This is a genomic window from Bradyrhizobium diversitatis, assembly GCF_016031635.1.
Taxonomy (GTDB): domain Bacteria; phylum Pseudomonadota; class Alphaproteobacteria; order Rhizobiales; family Xanthobacteraceae; genus Bradyrhizobium; species Bradyrhizobium diversitatis.
Genome location: NZ_JACEGD010000039.1, coordinates 1 through 17,790 on the forward strand (window position 1 = coordinate 1; position 17,790 = coordinate 17,790).

Genomic DNA, 17,790 nt, shown 5'->3' on the forward strand with positions numbered 1-17,790 from the left:
CAACGCCACGCTGCTGAGGTCGGCAAGGCCAACAGAAGCGGCCCACGCGGCTGTCGATCTCAACCCTCGTTCACCCAGACAATAGGCCAGCATCAGCCGAAGTAACGACACCGCATCTGGAATTTGGCGCCGCCGCACGAAAGCCTTCGTCTGGCGCGCGCTTATCTCAAGCTGCGCAGCCCCGCCGAGCTGCGTAACCACTCTCGTCCAGTCCTCGTTCAGAAGCGATTCGTCTGCCATCCCGCTTTGGAATCACGTGTGATTCCAACACTCAAGAATAAACTTAACGCCTATGGGGAAGACCGGGTGCCGACGGGCACCCGCGGTCTGCTGCGCAAAGGCACACGCAGAAAACCGCACAGCAGCATACAGGTGTCGCCGAACACTCGGCCTTCCCTGCGCGATGGTCGGACGGCTTATGCCGTGCTCTCCCGGGAGCCGAGTTCCTTCTGGCCTCCCTCGCCCCGCGAATTGGATGATGCCGTCTGCCCGGTTGGGCTCGCGCACATCTCCGCGGAAGGCTTGACCGTAGCAACGACGGCCAGGACCACACGGTTTTGCCGTACGCAGCTCATCCGGCTTCGCCAAGAGGCTTCGCCGGACTTCAGCGCCGCTCGTCCGCACGAAGCCTCGGGCTCACAGGGACTACCCGCCCTGCCCGCACCATCTCGTGCCGACGCTGCCGCGTCCACCGCAACCCGGCCCGCGTTTCGAACGACTCGCGAACCGCCCCTCTTCGTCGGGCCGGGCTGTCTGATGTATGCTGCAGTTCCGAATTTCGGTAAATTAGAATATTTTTGCGAGGAGGGCTTGACGGGGTGACGGGTGTTTTGCCCGACGGGCTAGGGGCCGTGATGCATCGCGGCCCACTCCAGAGCCGGAAGCACCGTGCCGACGAGCAGGCCATATGAAAAGGCCTTTTGAATTGGCCTGCCCCGAGGAAACGATGCTATTCCTCCCATGAAGTACATGCCCGCCCAGAGGGCGGCAAACAGGGGCCAATCCCGCCAACCCACGCGCAACAGCAGACCGACCGGAATAGCGGTGCAGAGAAAGACGACGCCGCAGAAGGCAATCTGACCAACGGATTGTCGCTCAGTGCCGGATTGGGGCATTTGGCGTTCTGCCTGTCGATGAAATGCGTGGGACGATTCGCCCAACAAAGATATCACGCCACCGCGGCGTCCGGGATGCGCGCGGCTTCCATCGGTGCCTTGCCGCGGATCAGGTCCGAGGCGCGATCCGCGATCATCATGGTCGATGCGTTCAAGTTCGCCGAGATCATGCGCGGCATCACCGAGGCGTCGATCACGCGGAGGCCTTCGAGGCCGTGGACGCGGAGCTGATCGTCGACGACGGCCCAGGTGGAGTCCGCCGGGCCCATGCGGCAGGTGCAGCCGGGGTGGAACGTGGTGGTGCCGCGCTCGGTGGCGGCTGCCAGGAATTCGTCGTCGGTGTTGACGTTGGGGCCGGGGAAATCCTCGTAGGCGTAGTAGGGCGACAGCGGCGCACTCTTCAGCAAACGCCGCGCGAGCTTCATGCCGCCGACGATGACGCGGCGGTCGAGCTCGGCATCGAGATAATTGGTCTGGATGATCGGCGGCGCGAATGGATCGCTTGAGCGGATGCGGACATAGCCGCGGCTCTCGGGACGCTGCTGCCAGGAGGCCACCGTCATGCCGGGCTCGTCCTCGAGCTGGCCCTGCACGCCTTCCTTGTAGCTCGCCGGCGTGAAGGTGAGCTGGAGATCCGAGCTCTCCGCGCTCTCGCCGGAGTGCCAGAAGCAGTAGACCATGGTCGGCGACAGCGAGAGCAGGCCGCGGCGCGCGGTCGCCCATTTCAGCGCCTCGATCCAGAGCGAGAGGCCGCGGCGGAGCTCGTTGATGGTCTTGATGTCCTTCACCCGCGCCACCGTGCGCGGGGCGTAGTGGTCCTGCAGGCCTTCGCCGACGGGGAGCGCGTGGCGCACCGCAATCCCGTGCTGCTGCAGCAGATCCGGCGAGCCGATGCCGGAGAGCTGCAACAGCTGCGGCGAATTATAGCTGCCGCCGGAGAGGATCACCTCCTTGTTGGCGCGCACTTCGACAGGATGGCCGCCGCGGCCGCCCTTCATGTAGCGCACGCCGACGGCGCGGTTGCCCTCGAAGACGATCTCGGTTGCGTGCGCATGGGTGTGCACATGCACGTTGGGCCGCTTCATCGCGGGCTTCAGGAACGCGGTCGCGGCGGAGACGCGCAGGCCGTTGTTGATGGTGCGCTGGCAGTAGGAGACGCCTTCCTGGGTCTTGCCGTTGTAGTCGGGGTTGCGGGGAATGCCGAGCGAGACCGCGCCCTCCATGAAGGCCTCGCAGAGCGGATCGCGCCAGTCCATGGTGGTGACCGTGAGACTGCCCTCCCGGCCGCGATAGAGCGCCTCGCCCTCGCCGACCCGCTTCTCCAGCCGCCGGAAGTACGGCAGCACGTCGGCATAGCCCCAGCCGCGATTGCCCATCTGCGCCCAGGTGTCGAAATCCATGCGCTGGCCGCGATTGTAGATGTGGCCGTTGATGGAGGACGAGCCGCCGAGCGTCTTGCCGCGCGGCGCGTAGATGCTGCGCCCACCGGTCCATGGCCCCGGCTCCTGCTGATAGGCCCAGTTGATGCTCTTCATGTGGAAGGTCTTGATGAAGCCCGCCGGCAGATGGATGTAGGGATGCCAGTCCCTCGGGCCCGCCTCGAGCACACAGACGCTGGTGCTGGGATCTTCGCTCAGCCGGCTGGCGAGCACGCAACCGGCGGAGCCCGCGCCGACGATGACATAATCGAATCTGTCCATGGTGCCGGCCGCCTCTAGCGTGTCGTGAGATTGAATGAATTGCAGCCGCGCACGCTGACACCTCTCCCCATGGGAGAGGTGATCGAGCTCGCGGCGAGATCGGGGCACATCATGACTAACGCGGCTTGTCGTTGAGTTGAAATTCCAGATGCGCCTGCACCGTCGGCCATTCGGCGGCGGTGATGCTGTAGACCACGGTGTCGCGCAAGGTGCCGTTCGGCGCGATCTGGTGGCTGCGTAAAATGCCGTCCTGCTTGGCGCCCAGGCGCTCGATGGCGCGGCGGCTCTGGTGGTTGAAGAAATGGGTGCGGAATTCGACCGCGATGCAGTCCAGCGTCTCGAAGGCGTGGCGCAGCAGCAACAGCTTGCACTGCGTGTTGAGCGGACCGCGCTGCGCGCCCTTTGCGTACCAGGTCGAGCCGATCTCGACGCGGCGGTTCGTGGCATCGATGTTCATGTAGGTGGTCATGCCGACAATCCGGCCGCCGGCGTCGAACACGGTGAAGGGCAGCATCGAGCCTGCGGCCTGCAGGCCGAGGCGCCGGTCGATCTCCTTGCCCATCTGCTCCGGCAGCGGGATCGCGGTGTACCAGAGTTTTGACAGCTCGCCGTCCCTGACGGCCTCGACCAGCCCCTCGCGATGATCATGCGACAGCGGCTCGAGACGGGCGTGCTGTCCGCGCAGGGTGATGGGATCGGGCCAGGGCATTTCTCACTCCATAATGACTGCCGTCATTCCGGGGCGCGACGAAGTCGCGAGCCCGGAATCCATAATCACGGTTCGGGGTTATGGATTCCGGGCCTGCGTGCTGGCGCGCGCATCCCGGAATGACGACCGATGTATTGGCACACTTCGTCCAGATACATTCACTTGTTCAAAAAATTCAACGGCAAACCGCCGCGCGGCCAGTCCATGGCGATCAGCTCGCCCTTGCCTGATAGCGTGATGTAGGCGGTCTTCAGCTCGGGACCGCCGAAGGCGATGTTGGTGGTGACGCGGTCGCCGGTCGGGACCTGCTCGACCAGGGTGCCGTCGGGCGCGATCACCGAGATGCAGCCGGAAACCAGGGTGGCGACGCAGACGTTGCCGCCAGCTTCCACCGCGAGCGAATCGAACATCTGGTAGCCGCCGAGGCCGCAGATCGGCTTTCCCCGCTCGCCGCGGTAGATCACGTCGCGCGGCTTGAGCGTGCCGGGCGCCGAGAGCTCGTAGGCCCAGAGCCGCCCCGTCGGCGTCTCCGCGATGTAGACGGTGTTCTCGTCCGGCGACAGCCCGATCCCGTTGGCCGGCAGGATCCCGTGCACGACCTCCACGATCTCGCTCATGCCGGGCTTGAGGTAATACATGCCGCCGACGTCCATCTCGCGCGCGCGGCGCTTGCCGAGATCGGAGAACCAGAGGCCGCCCTGCCTGTCGAAGACGAGGTCGTTCGGCCCGCGCAGATCATGCGCGCCGCATTTGCTCACGACGGTTTCGACCTTGCCCGACTGCAGGTCGACGCGCTGGATCGAGCCGCCGAGATAATCGTCGGGTTGCGGACCCGGCATGATCATGTTGCGGGTCGGGATCCAGGAGAAGCCGCCATTGTTGCAGATGTAGATCTTGCCGTCGGGGCCGAGCGCGGCGCCGTTCGGCCCGCCCGGAATCCTGGCGACGATCTCCTTGCGGCCGTCAGGATAGACGCGCGTCAGGCGCTGGCCGCGGATCTCCACCAGCACCACCGAGCCGTCGGGCATCACCACGGGGCCTTCGGGAAATTCGAGGTCGGTGGCGAGAACGCGGATGTTGGACATTTGGGACCCTCCCGGCTGCTTGTTATGGCTTGCACGGGATGTCCGGCACGGGCTCCGCAGGCAAGGTTTGCTTGCGGTTATGACAAAGTCGCCAAGGCTTGCCAAGCAAGCGGGACGGTATGCCAGCGTTGCAGCTTACTCGCGCACTGGTATCCAAATCTCGAAGCCGCCATTGCCGGTCGCAGGGTCGAATTTCTCGTCGTAGCGCTCGAAGTTCGGCGCGTCCGCGGCTCTGAGCCCGGATGCCGGCAACCACTGATTCCAGATGGTATTCACGGTACGCCGGATCGAAGCGACGTGCTCGGTATGCGTGAACACGGCATAGCGCTGCTCGGGAATGCGGATGCGGCCGAAACGGCGCGGCAGGTCGGAGAAATCGGCGACCTCGACCCCGGCGATATAGTCGAAATTGCCGGCGTCATCGCCGTTGCAGCAGACGCCGTAGGCGACTTGAATTTTTCCTTGGCCGACCCGCGCGGGAATGTCGGCGATCTCCCGATGGAAGCGTTGCCAAAGACCGGGGATCATGGCGCCGTTGTCGCAGGAGATGCGCTCGGCGGGGCCGGCGACCAGGAAGGCCTTTGCCGTCTCGAAACGCGGTGGGGCAAGATGGTCGAGCATGGTGGAGTTCATGAGGATCGGCTCCTGAAGCTCGAGCTGGCTCACGCACGTTGCCGCCCTCACCGCTTCGGGCGTGGTGCCGAAATGGTCGCGGAACGCGCGGGTGAAGGCTTCGTGCGAGCCGTAGTCCGCCTCCAGCGCCAGCGACAGGATGTCGGGTGCGCCCTTTGCCAGACTGCGCGCCGCCTCGGTCAGCCGCCGCGCGCGCACGTACCGCATCACCGGAAAGCCGGTGGCTGCGGCAAACGCACGCACGATGTGGAACCGCGATACGCCCGAGATCGCCGCGATCTCGTCGAGCGTCATCGGCTCGGCCAGATGGCTCTCGATATACCAGAGCGCGCGCTGGGCTGGATTCATGACGGTTCAGGCTCACGTTCGAAGCGCGGCGATGATGCTCTGGTCTCTGCCGCTCTGCTTGATCGGCATTGCTGTCCTTCGCATGACGATAGCTCGGCAATCGTCGCTGGCAACGCCCTGCTATTCGCGGCTACACTCGTCGAAACCGCTCACGAGAAAGAGGAACCGGGTCATGGAAATCACCGATGTGCGGGCGCACCATATCCGCATCCCCTATAATTCCGGTGTCGCGAGCTTCCGCCAGGGTGCTTCCGCGATTTCCGCGCTCGACATGGTCCTCGTCGAGGTCACGACCGATGCCGGGCTGACCGGCTGGGGCGATGCCTTCGCCTATGTCTGCCCGCGCACCACGCGCAGCGCCGTCGAGGAGATGATCGCGCCGCAGGCCCGCGGGCTGAAGGTGCCCGATGCTGCCGGCATTCCCGCGGTGATGGAACAGATCCAGCGCAATCTGCATCTATTCGGCCGCTACGGCATCACCATGTTCGCGATCTCCGGGCTCGATATCGCATTGTGGGACCTGGCTGCGAAGGCCGAAGGCGTGCCGCTGCATCGCCTGCTCGGCGAGATCAGGCGCACGGCCATTCCGGCTTACGCGAGCCTCTTGCGAATCGGCTCGCCCGGCAACATCGCCGCCGAATGCAGAAAGGCGCTCGCGCTCGGCTATGGCGCGATCAAGCTGCACGAGACCACGGCGCCAGCAGTATTCGCCGCGCGCGAGGCAATCGGGCCAGCCATTCCGCTGATGATCGACATGAACTGTCCCCTGACGGGCGAGCAGGCAATCGCGTTCGCGAAAACATGCCGGGAGGCGCAGCCGATGTTTCTGGAGGAGCCGGTCTGGCCGCCGGAAGACTTCGCCACGCTCGCCGACGTCCGCAGCAAGGGCGGGCTCGGCGTCGCCGCCGGCGAGAATGCCTGCACCGAATATCAATTCCGCCAGATGATCGAGGCGGGCGCGGTCAGCCACGCCCAGCCCTCGGTCATCAAGGTCGGCGGCATCACGGAATTCCTGAAGGTCGCAGGCCTGGCCGATCGGCTCGGCGTCAAGATCGTGCCGCACTCCCCTTACTTCGGCCCCGGCCTGCTGGCGACGCTGCATCTGCTCGCAACGCGCGACGACGGGCTGGTCGAGATGTTCTATCTCAAGCGCGAGGCCTGCCTCTGGGGCGGAGGCGCCGATGTCGATGCCACCGGCCATGTCGCGGTGCCGACAGGCCCCGGGCTCGGCTACGCCCCCGATCGTGCCGTGATGGAACGCTATCGCGTCGCGTGAACGGCGCTTATTTCGCGGCGTCCTTGGGCGGCGGCGCGTCCTGCTTCTTCTTCAGATCCTCGGCGGTCTTCGCCTGCGCGGCCTGAACCTCGCCGAGCGTCTTCTGCAAGCCGGCGAGGCTCGACTTCAGCGCGTCGATCTGGCGATTGGCGGCATCCAGCTTCTGCTGATGATCGAGGGCGAGCTTGGCGATCGTCTTCTGCAGGAAATCGACATTGCTCTGCAGGCAGCTGGTGCGCCGCTCCATGGTCTTCTCGACGGTGCAGATCTCGATGCCGGGCACGTCCTGCGCGCGGAGCGGCAGCGGCGCCAGCGCTGCGAGCAGCAACATCGCGAAACAAATGCCGGCGTTTCGAAGCAGCATGCAGGTTCCTCGTCCAATCGATCACGGCAATGTGCGCCGTTTGCGCGCCGCAGCGAGACGCTACCACACTCGTACCGCATTCTCGCGTTGAGCTTGCGTCCGTTCCCAGGGATGGGGAACGATGATCCGCACGCGGAAGAAGTGGGCATTCTTTCCGCGGCTTTGTTTAGGGGAGATTTTTGGAATGGCAACGCGCGACAGACGTTTGGCGGAGTTCGACGGAGCCGGAGAACCACCGCCGGGCCTGCCACTCGAAGTGCTCTGCGAGGATCACAGCGGAACATATCAACTGCCGTTCGCCTGCCGCTACGTCGAGGGACGCTGGCAGAACCACGAGGCCGGCATTGCGGTCGAAGCAACCGTCATCGGCTGGCGCCTGCCGCGCGTGAAGCAGCGTGGGGCCGCCTGAGAGCGGTTTCTGTTTCAAAATGCGACGGGCGCCGCGCTCCGCCTTAACCTTCGGAACGCGGCCCGAACGAATCACGTCCGAATCAGCCGAAAGGCCGTGTACGCAGCTGTTCACGGCTAGATGTCGACATAGCAGTGCGGGCGCGCACAATATCTGCGCAGCACGCGGGTTGGGCCCGGCCTGTCACCGGCGCCAAAGGTTAATCGCTGCAAAGGCATCGCTGTGAGGCCGCCGCGCGAGGGCACCGCCCCCGAAACAGGCAGGGCGGCGCAACACTTGCCTAATATTCGACCTCGAGCTCCTCGATCTCGGCTGGCTCCTCCCGCGCCGCAGCGATCCATTCCTGCATCTCCGGCATGGCCATGATGGTATCGGCATAGGCCTTCAGGCGCGGCTCGAGCTTGACGTCGTAGGTCACAAAGCGCGTCACCACCGGGGCGTACATCGCATCCGCCATGGTGCGCTGCGCGCCGAACAGGAACGGGCCGCCCGATTTCTCCAGACAGTCGCGCCAGATGAACCAGACGCGGTCGATGTCGGCCTGCGCCCGCGACCAGATCTTGAAGCCGGGAAAGTGCCCCTTCAGGTTGACCGGCAGTGAGGCGCGCAGCGTGGTGAAGCCGGAATGGATTTCGCCCGAGATCGAGCGGCAATGGGCGCGCTGGATGCGGTCGGCCGGCAACAGACCGGCGTCCGGCATCACCTCGTTGAGATATTCGGCAATCGCCAGCGTATCCCAGACCACGGCGCCCTCGTGCCGCAGGCACGGCACCAGGATCGACGACGACAGCAGCAAAATCTCGGCGCGTGCCGACGGATCGTCCGGGGCGGTGACGATCTCCTCGAAATCGAGCCCGGAGAATTTCGTCAGCAGCCAGCCACGCAGCGACCAGGACGAGTAGTTCTTGCTGCTGATGGTCAGTGTCGCCTTCGCCATGTGGCCTCTTCCTTGGTCCCGACTTCAGCCCGGCCCGCGTGCTTCCCGTGTCATGAGCAGCAAGCGACGTGCCAATTCAGCGGCGACCCGGACTGCCGTCTGGCGTCCTTATTGCATGGCAGCACGGGACGGGATGGGCGTTTCAGCATGATGTCGATGTTTTATCAGGCCTTTCAAAACCACATGGACCTGACGGCGCCATGGCGCGCAGGGGCTTCGTCGGCACTCAAATTCCTCAATCTGGTGCCGCAGGGCAGGTCGGATCAGGTCGTCGGCCGGCTGTCGGCCGCGCTGGAGCTGATCTCGCGCTCCACCCTCACCTACGATCGGCCGGCCTACGGCATCGACAGCGTCATGGTCGGCAACCGCGAAATCGCCGTGACCGAGGAGATCGCCTACGCGACGCCGTTCGGCTCGCTGCTGCACTTCAAGAAACACGGCGTGGGCGAGCAGCCGCGCATGCTGCTGGTGGCGCCGATGTCCGGCCATTTCGCCACGCTGCTGCGTGGCACCGTGAAGACGCTGCTGCAGGACCACGACGTCTACATCACCGACTGGCACAATCCGCGCGACATCCCGCGCAGCGAGGGCCGCTTCGGGCTCGACGACTACACCGATCATCTCATCGACTTCCTGGGCCAGCTCGGTCCGCGCCCGCACATGGTGGCGATCTGCCAGCCGTCGGTCTCGGCGCTCGCGGCCGCCGCCGTGATGTGCGAGGGCAACCATCCGTCACGCCCGGCGACGCTGACGCTGATGGCGGGGCCGATCGACACACGCATCCAGCCGACCAGGGTCAACGAGTTCGCCAAGAGCCGGCCGATCGACTGGTTCGAGCGCAATCTGATCAACTACGTGCCGGTGCAGTGCCGCGGCGCGCTGCGCAAGGTCTATCCCGGCTTCGTGCAGCTCACGGCCTTCGTCTCGATGAATCTCGAGCGCCACATCAAGCAGCACATGGACCTCGCCAACCACATCGCCAAGGGCGAGAAGGAGAAGGCGGCGACCATCAAGACGTTCTACGACGAATATTTCGCGGTGATGGATCTGCCGGCGGAGTTCTACATCGAGACGGTGCGCGACGTGTTCCAGGAGCACCTGCTGCCGCAGGGCAAATTGATGCACCGCGGCCGTCCCGTGAATACCAAGGCCGTCAGCCGCATGGGCCTGATGACAGTCGAGGGCGAGAAGGACGACATCTGCTCAATCGGCCAGACGTTGGCCGCGCAAGACCTCTGCACCGGCGTGCGCGCCTACCGCCGCGTCCACCACATGCAGGCCGGCGTCGGCCATTACGGCGTGTTCTCCGGCAAGCGCTGGAACAACGAAATCTATCCGCTGCTGCGCGATTTCGTGCACGTCAATTCGTGATAGAGATGCAGTGCACCTCAGGCACGAAAAACGACGCACACTATTGCTTTGGCTCGATCAACGTCGGCGAGGTTGATCGGGGCACCGCCTGCACGGTCTGGCGCGCCTCCCAGGTCGCGACGAGAAACGTAGCCATCGCGCCGGCCAGATTGACCGCAAGTTCCGCATGTCGCGCCTGCGGACGTGCTCGCTTTGGGCCCGGGCTATGGGCATCGCTTAGTTTGTTACGAAGAGCACCCAACGACTCAACCACCGACTGACAGCTCCCCAAAATCTGTTTGAACACCTGTTCGGTGTGGTCGTCCGGCGCAAGTTTCAGTACTTTCGCAAGCTTGCGGTAGAGTACCGGCAAGTCGTCGGCCTCATGCCACGTCTCTCCCGCCTGATCGAGAATCCACTTGCAGACGTCCTCCAACAGCGTGCGCGCCAGCGTGATTGCTCCCGCTGGTTCCGAGGCGCGCCGCTCGAGCGCCATCGTCCAGCGCGCATGTACCTGCGTCGGGTCGAAGGCTGCCAACGTCGCGGAAATGCTTTCGTCTGCCGGCGATCCTGTCGGGAATGGCCGCACAGCATAGAACGGACTCCCCGATATTCGCCCTGCCTGCGACAGTGTGTAGCCGTCGTGGCGCAACAGGGCGTCGATCTTCTCGGCCAGTTCGACCTGCTCTGGCGCCGACCGAACCTCAGGTGACGTAAGCGCAGCGAGCAACTTAAATAACTGAGCGCGAGAGCACGTCAGCACGCCAAGCGCTTCCAGCACGTCACGGTTCGAAAGATCATCGTTCCGAACGGTATGCCGATGAAGATAGTCTTCGAACGTCGCCTCTGTGCTGGGATGCGGTGCCCGCAGCGACGCTATGGGCCAAAGCCCCCGGATGAAGTCCATATCCTCGATCTCGCGTGCAAGCGGGAGATGGTCGAATAGCGTGATGAGACGTCGCCGCGTGAGCGTTGTTACGGGCGAACCGTTGAGCTCATCAATCTTGGTTAGTTGCTCAACTAGCTTGAAGTGCTCCTGCTCCGAGAGCAACTGTCGAGCGCTTGCGACGACCTGATCTGCCGAGACATCCGCGAGTCGCCTTTGGGCATATTTGTACTTGCTTGCGAAAGCTTCCTGTTCTTCTCCATCGCCCAAGTTGAGACGCCGGCATAATGCCGGAACGTCATACGCCTTAACGTCAGCAATGGCTGACGCCAGCAAGTTACGAAGCTCGTTGATCATGGAGGGCGGGAAAGGCGAGGACATCGGGACCGGTGATGACAGGCGTGGCGTACCATAGTGCTATCTGATACCGGTTTTGGCTAGTCATCCCCTCAGGGAGGAACCAAAATCAGGTCCCCTATTGCACGGCGGGACAAACTTCTTGCCGCAGGGCAAGCTGATGCATCGCGGCCGCCCGGTGAACACCAAGGCCGTCAGTCGCATGGGCCTGATGACGGTCGAGGGCGAGAAGGACGACATCTGCTCGATCGGCCAGACGCTCGCTGCGCAAGACCTCTGCACCGGCGTACGCGCCTATCGGCGCGTCCACCACATGCAGGCCGGCGTCGGCCATTACGGCGTGTTCTCCGGCAAGCGCTGGAACAACGAGATCTATCCGCTGCTGCGCGATTTCGTGCACGTCAATTCGTGAGGCGCCTCAGGCCGACCATTCCTCGCCCCAGACCTGGACGACATGGCCGGGCGACACTTCGCGATATTGCCGCACCGGAGGCTGGTAATCCGGCGCACGGACCGGGCTTCTGATCTCGTCGTTGGAGGCTTCGCGCCGCGCGCGGCGGCGGGAGGGATCGGGCACCGGCACCGCAGACATGAGCTTCTTCGTGTAGGGATGCTGCGGATCGCCGAACAATGCGGCGCGCGGGCCGATCTCGACGATCTCACCGAGATACATCACCGCAACGCGGTGGCTCATGCGCTCGACCACCGCGATGTCGTGGGAAATGAAGAGATAGGCGAGGCCCATGCTGGCCTGCAGGTCGAGCATCAGATTGACGACCTGCGCCTTGACCGAGACGTCGAGCGCGGAGACCGCTTCATCCGCGACGATCAGCTTCGGCCCGAGCGCCAGCGCACGCGCGATGCAGATGCGCTGGCGCTGCCCGCCGGAGAACTCGTGCGGGAAGCGCGCCGCCATGTCGGCGGTCAGGCCGACGCGGACGAGCAGATCGGCGACTTTCTCCCGCGCCTGCGCCGCCGAGGCGAGCCCATTGGCGAGCAAGGGCGCGGCGATCGCCGTTCCCACCGACATGCGCGGATTGAGGCTCGCGAACGGGTCCTGGAACACGATCTGCATCTGCTTGCGAAAATCGCGCAAGGCTCGGCCGTTCATGGCCAGCACGTTCTCGCCGTCGACCAGGACCGTCCCGCTGTCCGGCTCGAGCAGCCTCAGGATCGAGCGCCCCGTCGTCGACTTGCCGCATCCGGATTCGCCGACCAGCGCCAGCGTCTCGCCGGCGCGCAAGGTGAACGAGACGTTCTCGACCGCGTGGACACGGCCCGAGACCTTGCCGAACAATCCGGAGCGGATGGGGAAACGCGTGGTGAGGTTTGAGACTTCCAGCAACGGCCGCTCGGCCGTCGAAACCGTGTCGGGCGTCTCCACCGGCTGGTCCGAAGTCCCCGTCACCTTGTCGACGATCGGAAACCGCATCGGCCGCGCCCGTCCGTCCATCGAGCCGAGCCGCGGCACGGCCGCGAGCAGCGCGCGCGTATAGGGATGGAGAGGCGCGGCAAAGATGCGGGCGGTGGCGTCCGTCTCCACCGCCTGCCCGCCATACATCACCACGGTACGGTCCGCGATCTCGGCCACCACGCCCATGTCATGGGTGATGAAGAGGATCGACATCCCCTCCTCCTGCTGCAGCTCCTTCAAGAGCTCGAGGATCTGGGCCTGGATGGTGACGTCGAGCGCGGTGGTCGGCTCGTCCGCGATCAGCAGCCTCGGCTTGCAGGCCAGCGCCATCGCGATCATCACGCGCTGGCGCATGCCGCCGGAGAAGCGATGAGGGTGCTCGTGGAAGCGGGATTTCGCTGCCGGGATGCGGACGCGATCGAGCAGGCGGATGGTCTCGGCCTCGGCCGCCGCGCGCGACAGGCCACGATGCTGGATCAGCGCCTCCGCAATCTGGAAGCCGATGGTGAGCACCGGATTGAGGCTCGTCATCGGCTCCTGGAAGATCATGGCGACGTCATTGCCGCGAATGCTGGTCATGCTCGCCTCGGGCAGCGCCAGCAGATCCCGTCCGGCCAACATGACCCGGCCCTCGACGCGACCGATCTCCTGCGGAATCAGCCGCATGATCGAGAGCGCGGTGACGCTCTTGCCCGAGCCGGACTCGCCGACGATCGCCACGGTCTCGCGCGGCGCGATTTCGAACGAGACGTTGCGGACGACAGGTATCCATCGCCGCTCGAGCACGAAGGAGGTGGTGAGGCCGGAGACTGACAGCACGGGGGCCTGCGCGTCTGCGATCACTTGGTGAGCTCCGCTCGCACCGATACTCATGCAAAGCCCCCTGCACATGCCGCGCAGACGGTGCGCTCCCTCCCCCGCATGCGGGGGAGGGTTGGGGAGAGGGTGTCTCCACAATCGAGAACCCCCAAGAGGAGAGAACCCTCACCCGGCGCTACGCGCCGACCTCTCCCGCAAGCGGGAGAGGTAAACTGCGCCCGTGGCTGCACCGATATTCCCATCACTATCGCGCCCTCAGTAACCACGACTGCGATCGACGAGCCCCGGCAGCTCCTCGCCGCGGCGATGCCGAGCGATGACGTCGAGCACGAAATCGACCGCCGTATCCGGCGTCGTCATGCTGGCATTGTGCGGCGTCAGCAGGATGCGCGGATGGCTCCAGAACGGATGTCCCGCAGGCAGCGGCTCGGGATCGGTGACGTCGAGCACCGCACCGGACAACGCGCCGCTGTCGAGCGCCGCAAGGAGGTCAGCCTCGACGAGATGCGGGCCGCGTCCGACATTGACGAGCCCTGCCCCGCGCGGCAGGCGCGCGAACAGCTCGGCATTGAGAATGCCGCGCGTCTGATCCGTCAGCGGCAGCAGGCAGACGAGAATGTCGGCCTGCGCCAGAAATTCTGGCAAGGCATCGGCCCCCGCATAGCAGATGACGCCTTCGATCTCGCGCGGCGAACGATTCCACCCAAGAAGCGGAAAGCCGAACATCTTGAGTCGTTCCAGCACCGCCTGGCCGAGTTGGCCGAGCCCCATCACGCCGACCCGCCGGCGCCTGGCCGGCGTGATCCGGATCTCGCGCCAGACCTGCTGCTTCTGCTGACCGATGAAATCGAGGAGATCGCGGTGCAGGCCGAGCACGGCCATGGTGACGTATTCGACCATGGTCTCGGCGATGCCGGGCTCCAGCATGCGGACCAGCGGGATGTGCGCTGGGACTTTCGTGGTGTCGAACTGATCGACGCCAGCGCCCACCGAGAAGACCAGCTCAAGATTGGGAAAGGTCGTCGCGATATCATCCGGCGGGACCCAGGCCACGAGATAACGCACCGCGGCGGGGTCGCCGATATCAGGCCAGAGCCGGAACGGCACGTCGGGCGCGCGCTCCGCGAAGAAGCGCGCCCACTCGGCACCGCGCACCATGTTGGCCTTGTAGAGAACCGTCATGCCGGCCTCAGAACGGGCTGACCGGCGCGAGACGACGGCCGTCGATCATGCGCTTGTGGCTGTAGGCGGCCGGATCGACCAGCGGCGTCGCGCCCGTCACGAGGTCGGCCGCAAGCTTGCCGGCGGCGGGACCGATGCCGAAACCATGGCCGGAGAAGCCGGTCGCGAGGAAGAAACCCGGCAGCGCATCGACCGGTGAGATCACCGGAATCGTATCGGGTGTGCAGTCGATGGTGCCGCCCCAGGCTTCCGCGATCTCGATGTCCTTCAATTCCGGATTCGACTTGATCAGCGCCGCCAGCGCCGCATTGACCAGCGACATGTCAGGCGCGGGATCGCGCACGCGCTCGGCCTCGAATGGCGACGGCTTGTCGAAACTCCAGCTGGTGCCGCGCATGAGCTGATCGAAGAACGACTTGCCGAACGAGAGCTTCAGTCCGTTCTTACGATGCTGATAAGTCGGCCAGAACGTGCGCGCGTAACGGAACAGGTCCGGCGACAGCTCGACCGTACCGCGGTTGCGCAGCGCCAGCGTGAAGCCGCCGTCGAGACGGCGGCGGATGCAGTAGAAATCGGTGCCGAGCGCGCCGGAGGTGATCTCCGGTCCCGGCGTGGTCCGGCACGCGGTAGCGTTGACGAGGCCGATCGGCAGCTCGATGCCGTGGCGGCGGCAGAACAGCGACGACCACGCGCCGCCCGCCAGCAGCACGGCTTGCGTGCGGATCGTGCCCTTCTCGGTGACGACGGCGCTGACGCGCCCGCCCATCGTCTCCAGCCCACGCGCGGCGCAGCTCTGGTGGATGGTGACGCCGTGCTTGCGTGCGGCGGTGGCGAGCGCAGGGACGGCCATCGACGGCTCGGCGCGGCCATCGCTCGGCGTGTGCAGGCCGCCGACCCATGTGTCGGCATTGCCGGGCATGCGCTCGGCGACATCGGCCGGCGTCAGCACGGTGGAGTGAACCTGCATCTCGCGCGCGACCGCTGCCCAGCGCTCCCAGCTTGCGAGCTCGTCCTTGCTCTTGGTCAGGAACAACACGCCGGTGCGGCGGAAGCCGGCATCGACGCCCGAATCGTTCTGCATGTCCTCCCACAGAAGCAGCGCCTCGCGAGCCAGCGGGATTTCCTCGCGGGCGCGGCCCTGCTGCCGGCACCAGCCCCAATTGCGGCTCGACTGCTCGCCGCCGACATGGCCCTTCTCGACCAGTGCGACCGAATGGCCCTTCTTCGCGAGATGATAGGCCGCGGAGACGCCGATGACGCCGCCGCCGATGACGACGACATCCACCTGCTGCGGCAAGCGTTCGTCGCTGTTGATACGGTTGAGCGGCGGGGACATGGGGCACTCCTGGAGTTCAATTCGATCGAGGTCTTGCTCGTCATGGGATGTTCATTCGCGGATCGAGCGCGTCGCGCAGCCCGTCGCCGAGAAAGTTGAAGCTGGTCACCGCGAGCGTGATGGCGACGCCCGGCACGATCGCGAGCCAGGGTGCGCTGGTGAGATAGATCTGCGCATTGTTGAGCATGTTGCCCCAGCTCGCCGCCGGCGGCTGGATGCCGTAGCCGAGATAGCTGACATAGGATTCGAGCAGGATCGCTTTCGCGACGTTCAGCGTCGCAGCCACCACGATCGGCGCGATCGCGTTGGGCACGAGCTCGCGGAACATGATCCGCAGATTCGACGAGCCGAAGGCGAGCGCAGCGACCGCAAACTCGCGCTCCCGCAGCGACCGCACCTGAGCCTCGACCACGCGAGCGACGGCCATCCAGGCCGTCGCCGCGATCAACACGGTGGTGGTGACGAGGCCGGGCTCGGTGAGCGCGGCCAGCGCCAGCAGGAGGAAGATGGTCGGAAAGCACAGCACGGCATCGACGAGCCGCATCAGGACCGCACCGACCACGCCGCCATAGAAGCCGGCGAAGGCGCCGACGGCGATTCCGACCGCCATCGCGATCACCATCGCGACGATGCCGATCGAGAGCGAGACGCGACCGCCCATCATCAGCCGCGCCAGCACGTCGCGGCCGAGCTCGTCGGTGCCGAGGAAATGGGCGCCGGAGAGCGGCGGCGCGAACCGCTTCATGATGTCGATATAGGTGTCGTCGAACGGCAGCAGATAAGGGCCGAACGCCGACCCGAGGACGAGAACGAGGATGATCACCGCGCCCGCGAGCGCGAGCCGGTGGCGACGAAAACGACGCCACGCGGCCTGGCCGGGCGCGAGCTGAACGGTGGAGATGGTCGCAGCCGTCATCGCTAGCCCACCCGGATGCGCGGATCGACGACAGCATAGAGGATGTCGGCGAGCAGGGAGCCGATCAGCACCATGGTCGCCGAGAACATCAGGATGCCCATCACCACGGGATAGTCGCGATAGCCGATGGAATCGAGGAACAGCCGCCCCATGCCGGGCCAGGTGAACACGGTCTCGGCCACCAGCGCGCCGCCGAGCAGCGTCGGAAACTGCAAGCCCGCCACCGTGATCATCGGCAGCAGCGCGTTGCGAAGCGCGTGCACCGTGAGAATGCGCCATTCCGGCATGCCCTTGGCGCGCGCGGTGCGGATGTAGTCCTGGTTGATCACCTCGAGCATGGAGGAGCGCATGAAGCGGCCCCACATCGCGGTTTCGACCAGCGCCAGCACCATTGCCGGCGCGATCAGATGATGCAGCAGGTCGAGGAAGGAGCCGTCGCCGATGGTCTGCCTGTTGCCGGCCGGCAGCCAGCCGAGCTTGACGGAGAAGACGTAAATGGTGACGAGGCCAAACCAGAAGGTCGGGATCGACAACGCGATCATGGCACCGACGGTGGCGAGCGTGTCGAACAGCGAATAGCGGCGCAGCGCGCCGAGCACGCCGATCCAGCAGCCGAGCAGCACCGCGATGATCGTCGCCGTCGCCATCAGCTCCAGCGTGGCGCCGAGATGCGAGGAAATCACCGACAGCACCGCCTCGCCGTCGCGATAGGAGCGCCCCCAGTCGCCCCGTACCATGCGGCCGAACCAGTCGAGATATTGGATCGGCACCGGGCGATCGAGCCCGAGCTGCCTGGTGACGCGGTCGAGATCCTCCTGCGTCATCTGTCCGGAGACGGCGAACTGCGACAGCGGACCGCCGGGCGCCAGATGCAGGATGGCAAAGCCGATCGCCGAGACGATCACCAGCAGCATGATCGCCTGCGCCAGGCGGTTGACGACGTAACGGGCCATC

The 17,790-nt window shown here is 65.3% G+C and carries 15 protein-coding genes and 2 pseudogenes; 4 read left to right on the top strand and 13 right to left on the bottom strand.

Translation table 11 applies throughout. From position 1 onward, the window contains the following. From H1B27_RS39845 to H1B27_RS31960, 5 genes and pseudogenes are all read right to left on the bottom strand, one after another. A pseudogene (locus H1B27_RS39845) lies at positions 1-240 on the bottom strand (IS4 family transposase); the annotation flags it as partial. 928 nt (positions 241-1,168) lie between these two features. Next, the gene (locus H1B27_RS31945; RefSeq protein ID WP_197968791.1) at positions 1,169-2,815 is read right to left on the bottom strand and encodes a GMC family oxidoreductase; all 1,647 of its coding nucleotides are present in this window, start codon (positions 2,813-2,815) and stop codon (positions 1,169-1,171) included. 115 nt (positions 2,816-2,930) lie between these two features. After that, on the bottom strand, positions 2,931-3,524 hold the full coding sequence (locus H1B27_RS31950) for a GNAT family N-acetyltransferase (protein ID WP_061879458.1): 594 nt from the start codon (positions 3,522-3,524) through the stop codon (positions 2,931-2,933). Between the two features lie 158 nt (positions 3,525-3,682). Next, entirely contained in the window at positions 3,683-4,609 is a 927-nt protein-coding gene (locus H1B27_RS31955; protein ID WP_197968792.1) for an SMP-30/gluconolactonase/LRE family protein, read from the bottom strand. Between the two features lie 135 nt (positions 4,610-4,744). Next, positions 4,745-5,590, bottom strand: coding sequence for an AraC family transcriptional regulator (locus H1B27_RS31960; RefSeq protein ID WP_197968793.1), 846 nt, complete (start codon positions 5,588-5,590; stop codon positions 4,745-4,747). 172 nt (positions 5,591-5,762) lie between these two features. Here H1B27_RS31960 and H1B27_RS31965 point away from each other — a divergent pair, with 172 nt between their 5' ends. Further along, on the top strand, positions 5,763-6,866 hold the full coding sequence (locus H1B27_RS31965; protein WP_197968794.1) for a mandelate racemase/muconate lactonizing enzyme family protein: 1,104 nt from the start codon (positions 5,763-5,765) through the stop codon (positions 6,864-6,866). Between the two features lie 7 nt (positions 6,867-6,873). Here H1B27_RS31965 and H1B27_RS31970 read toward each other — a convergent pair whose 3' ends face one another. Further along, positions 6,874-7,230, bottom strand: a complete 357-nt coding sequence (locus H1B27_RS31970; protein ID WP_197968795.1) for a hypothetical protein — start codon at positions 7,228-7,230, stop codon at positions 6,874-6,876. Positions 7,231-7,414: 184 nt separating this feature from the next. Between H1B27_RS31970 and H1B27_RS31975 the strand changes: the two genes are divergently transcribed. After that, positions 7,415-7,639 (top strand): hypothetical protein, encoded by a 225-nt coding sequence (locus H1B27_RS31975; RefSeq protein WP_024339451.1) that lies wholly within the window; start codon positions 7,415-7,417, stop codon positions 7,637-7,639. A 280-nt stretch (positions 7,640-7,919) separates the two neighbouring features. Here H1B27_RS31975 and H1B27_RS31980 read toward each other — a convergent pair whose 3' ends face one another. Next, a complete protein-coding gene (locus H1B27_RS31980) occupies positions 7,920-8,576 on the bottom strand; it encodes a glutathione S-transferase family protein (RefSeq protein WP_197968796.1) in 657 nt (218 codons plus the stop codon). Between the two features lie 147 nt (positions 8,577-8,723). Between H1B27_RS31980 and H1B27_RS31985 the strand changes: the two genes are divergently transcribed. Next, positions 8,724-9,947, top strand: a complete 1,224-nt coding sequence (locus H1B27_RS31985) for a polyhydroxyalkanoate depolymerase (protein WP_197968797.1) — start codon at positions 8,724-8,726, stop codon at positions 9,945-9,947. Between the two features lie 40 nt (positions 9,948-9,987). Here the strand turns inward: H1B27_RS31985 and H1B27_RS31990 are convergent, their stop codons facing one another. After that, positions 9,988-11,169 carry an abortive infection family protein gene (locus H1B27_RS31990; RefSeq protein ID WP_197968798.1) on the bottom strand — a complete coding sequence of 394 codons (1,182 nt, stop codon included), beginning with the start codon at positions 11,167-11,169 and terminating at the stop codon, positions 9,988-9,990. 136 nt (positions 11,170-11,305) lie between these two features. Here H1B27_RS31990 and H1B27_RS31995 point away from each other — a divergent pair. After that, positions 11,306-11,581 (top strand): annotated as a pseudogene (locus H1B27_RS31995) (alpha/beta hydrolase family protein); the annotation flags it as partial. Positions 11,582-11,587: 6 nt separating this feature from the next. On the opposite strand, the gene H1B27_RS32000 reads toward H1B27_RS31995, so the two are convergent. The 5 genes from H1B27_RS32000 to H1B27_RS32020 all read right to left on the bottom strand — a co-directional run bounded on the left by H1B27_RS32000 (position 11,588) and on the right by H1B27_RS32020 (position 17,789). Beyond that, entirely contained in the window at positions 11,588-13,456 is a 1,869-nt protein-coding gene (locus H1B27_RS32000) for an ABC transporter ATP-binding protein (RefSeq protein WP_197968799.1), read from the bottom strand. Positions 13,457-13,657: 201 nt separating this feature from the next. Next, a complete protein-coding gene (locus tag H1B27_RS32005) occupies positions 13,658-14,584 on the bottom strand; it encodes a 2-hydroxyacid dehydrogenase (protein ID WP_197968800.1) in 927 nt (308 codons plus the stop codon). A gap of 7 nt (positions 14,585-14,591) precedes the next feature. Further along, positions 14,592-15,920, bottom strand: coding sequence for an NAD(P)/FAD-dependent oxidoreductase (locus H1B27_RS32010; RefSeq protein WP_197968801.1), 1,329 nt, complete (start codon positions 15,918-15,920; stop codon positions 14,592-14,594). Positions 15,921-15,960: 40 nt separating this feature from the next. Then, positions 15,961-16,836 (bottom strand): ABC transporter permease, encoded by an 876-nt coding sequence (locus H1B27_RS32015; RefSeq protein ID WP_197968802.1) that lies wholly within the window; start codon positions 16,834-16,836, stop codon positions 15,961-15,963. A 2-nt stretch (positions 16,837-16,838) separates the two neighbouring features. Beyond that, the gene (locus tag H1B27_RS32020) at positions 16,839-17,789 is read right to left on the bottom strand and encodes an ABC transporter permease (protein WP_197968803.1); all 951 of its coding nucleotides are present in this window, start codon (positions 17,787-17,789) and stop codon (positions 16,839-16,841) included. Between the last annotated feature and the right edge of the window lies 1 nt (position 17,790).

Excerpts from the sequence above, each read along its gene's own strand:
- H1B27_RS31945 (WP_197968791.1), bottom strand. The coding sequence starts at position 2,815 with ATGGACAGATTCGATTATGTCATCGTCGGCGCGGGCTCCGCCGGTTGC.
- H1B27_RS31950 (WP_061879458.1), bottom strand. The coding sequence starts at position 3,524 with ATGCCCTGGCCCGATCCCATCACCCTGCGCGGACAGCACGCCCGTCTC.
- H1B27_RS31955 (WP_197968792.1), bottom strand. The coding sequence starts at position 4,609 with ATGTCCAACATCCGCGTTCTCGCCACCGACCTCGAATTTCCCGAAGGC.
- H1B27_RS31960 (WP_197968793.1), bottom strand. The coding sequence starts at position 5,590 with ATGAATCCAGCCCAGCGCGCGCTCTGGTATATCGAGAGCCATCTGGCC.
- H1B27_RS31965 (WP_197968794.1), top strand. The coding sequence starts at position 5,763 with ATGGAAATCACCGATGTGCGGGCGCACCATATCCGCATCCCCTATAAT.
- H1B27_RS31970 (WP_197968795.1), bottom strand. The coding sequence starts at position 7,230 with ATGCTGCTTCGAAACGCCGGCATTTGTTTCGCGATGTTGCTGCTCGCA.
- H1B27_RS31975 (WP_024339451.1), top strand. The coding sequence starts at position 7,415 with ATGGCAACGCGCGACAGACGTTTGGCGGAGTTCGACGGAGCCGGAGAA.
- H1B27_RS31980 (WP_197968796.1), bottom strand. The coding sequence starts at position 8,576 with ATGGCGAAGGCGACACTGACCATCAGCAGCAAGAACTACTCGTCCTGG.
- H1B27_RS31985 (WP_197968797.1), top strand. The coding sequence starts at position 8,724 with ATGATGTCGATGTTTTATCAGGCCTTTCAAAACCACATGGACCTGACG.
- H1B27_RS31990 (WP_197968798.1), bottom strand. The coding sequence starts at position 11,169 with ATGATCAACGAGCTTCGTAACTTGCTGGCGTCAGCCATTGCTGACGTT.
- H1B27_RS32000 (WP_197968799.1), bottom strand. The coding sequence starts at position 13,456 with ATGAGTATCGGTGCGAGCGGAGCTCACCAAGTGATCGCAGACGCGCAG.
- H1B27_RS32005 (WP_197968800.1), bottom strand. The coding sequence starts at position 14,584 with ATGACGGTTCTCTACAAGGCCAACATGGTGCGCGGTGCCGAGTGGGCG.
- H1B27_RS32010 (WP_197968801.1), bottom strand. The coding sequence starts at position 15,920 with ATGTCCCCGCCGCTCAACCGTATCAACAGCGACGAACGCTTGCCGCAG.
- H1B27_RS32015 (WP_197968802.1), bottom strand. The coding sequence starts at position 16,836 with ATGACGGCTGCGACCATCTCCACCGTTCAGCTCGCGCCCGGCCAGGCC.
- H1B27_RS32020 (WP_197968803.1), bottom strand. The coding sequence starts at position 17,789 with ATGGCCCGTTACGTCGTCAACCGCCTGGCGCAGGCGATCATGCTGCTG.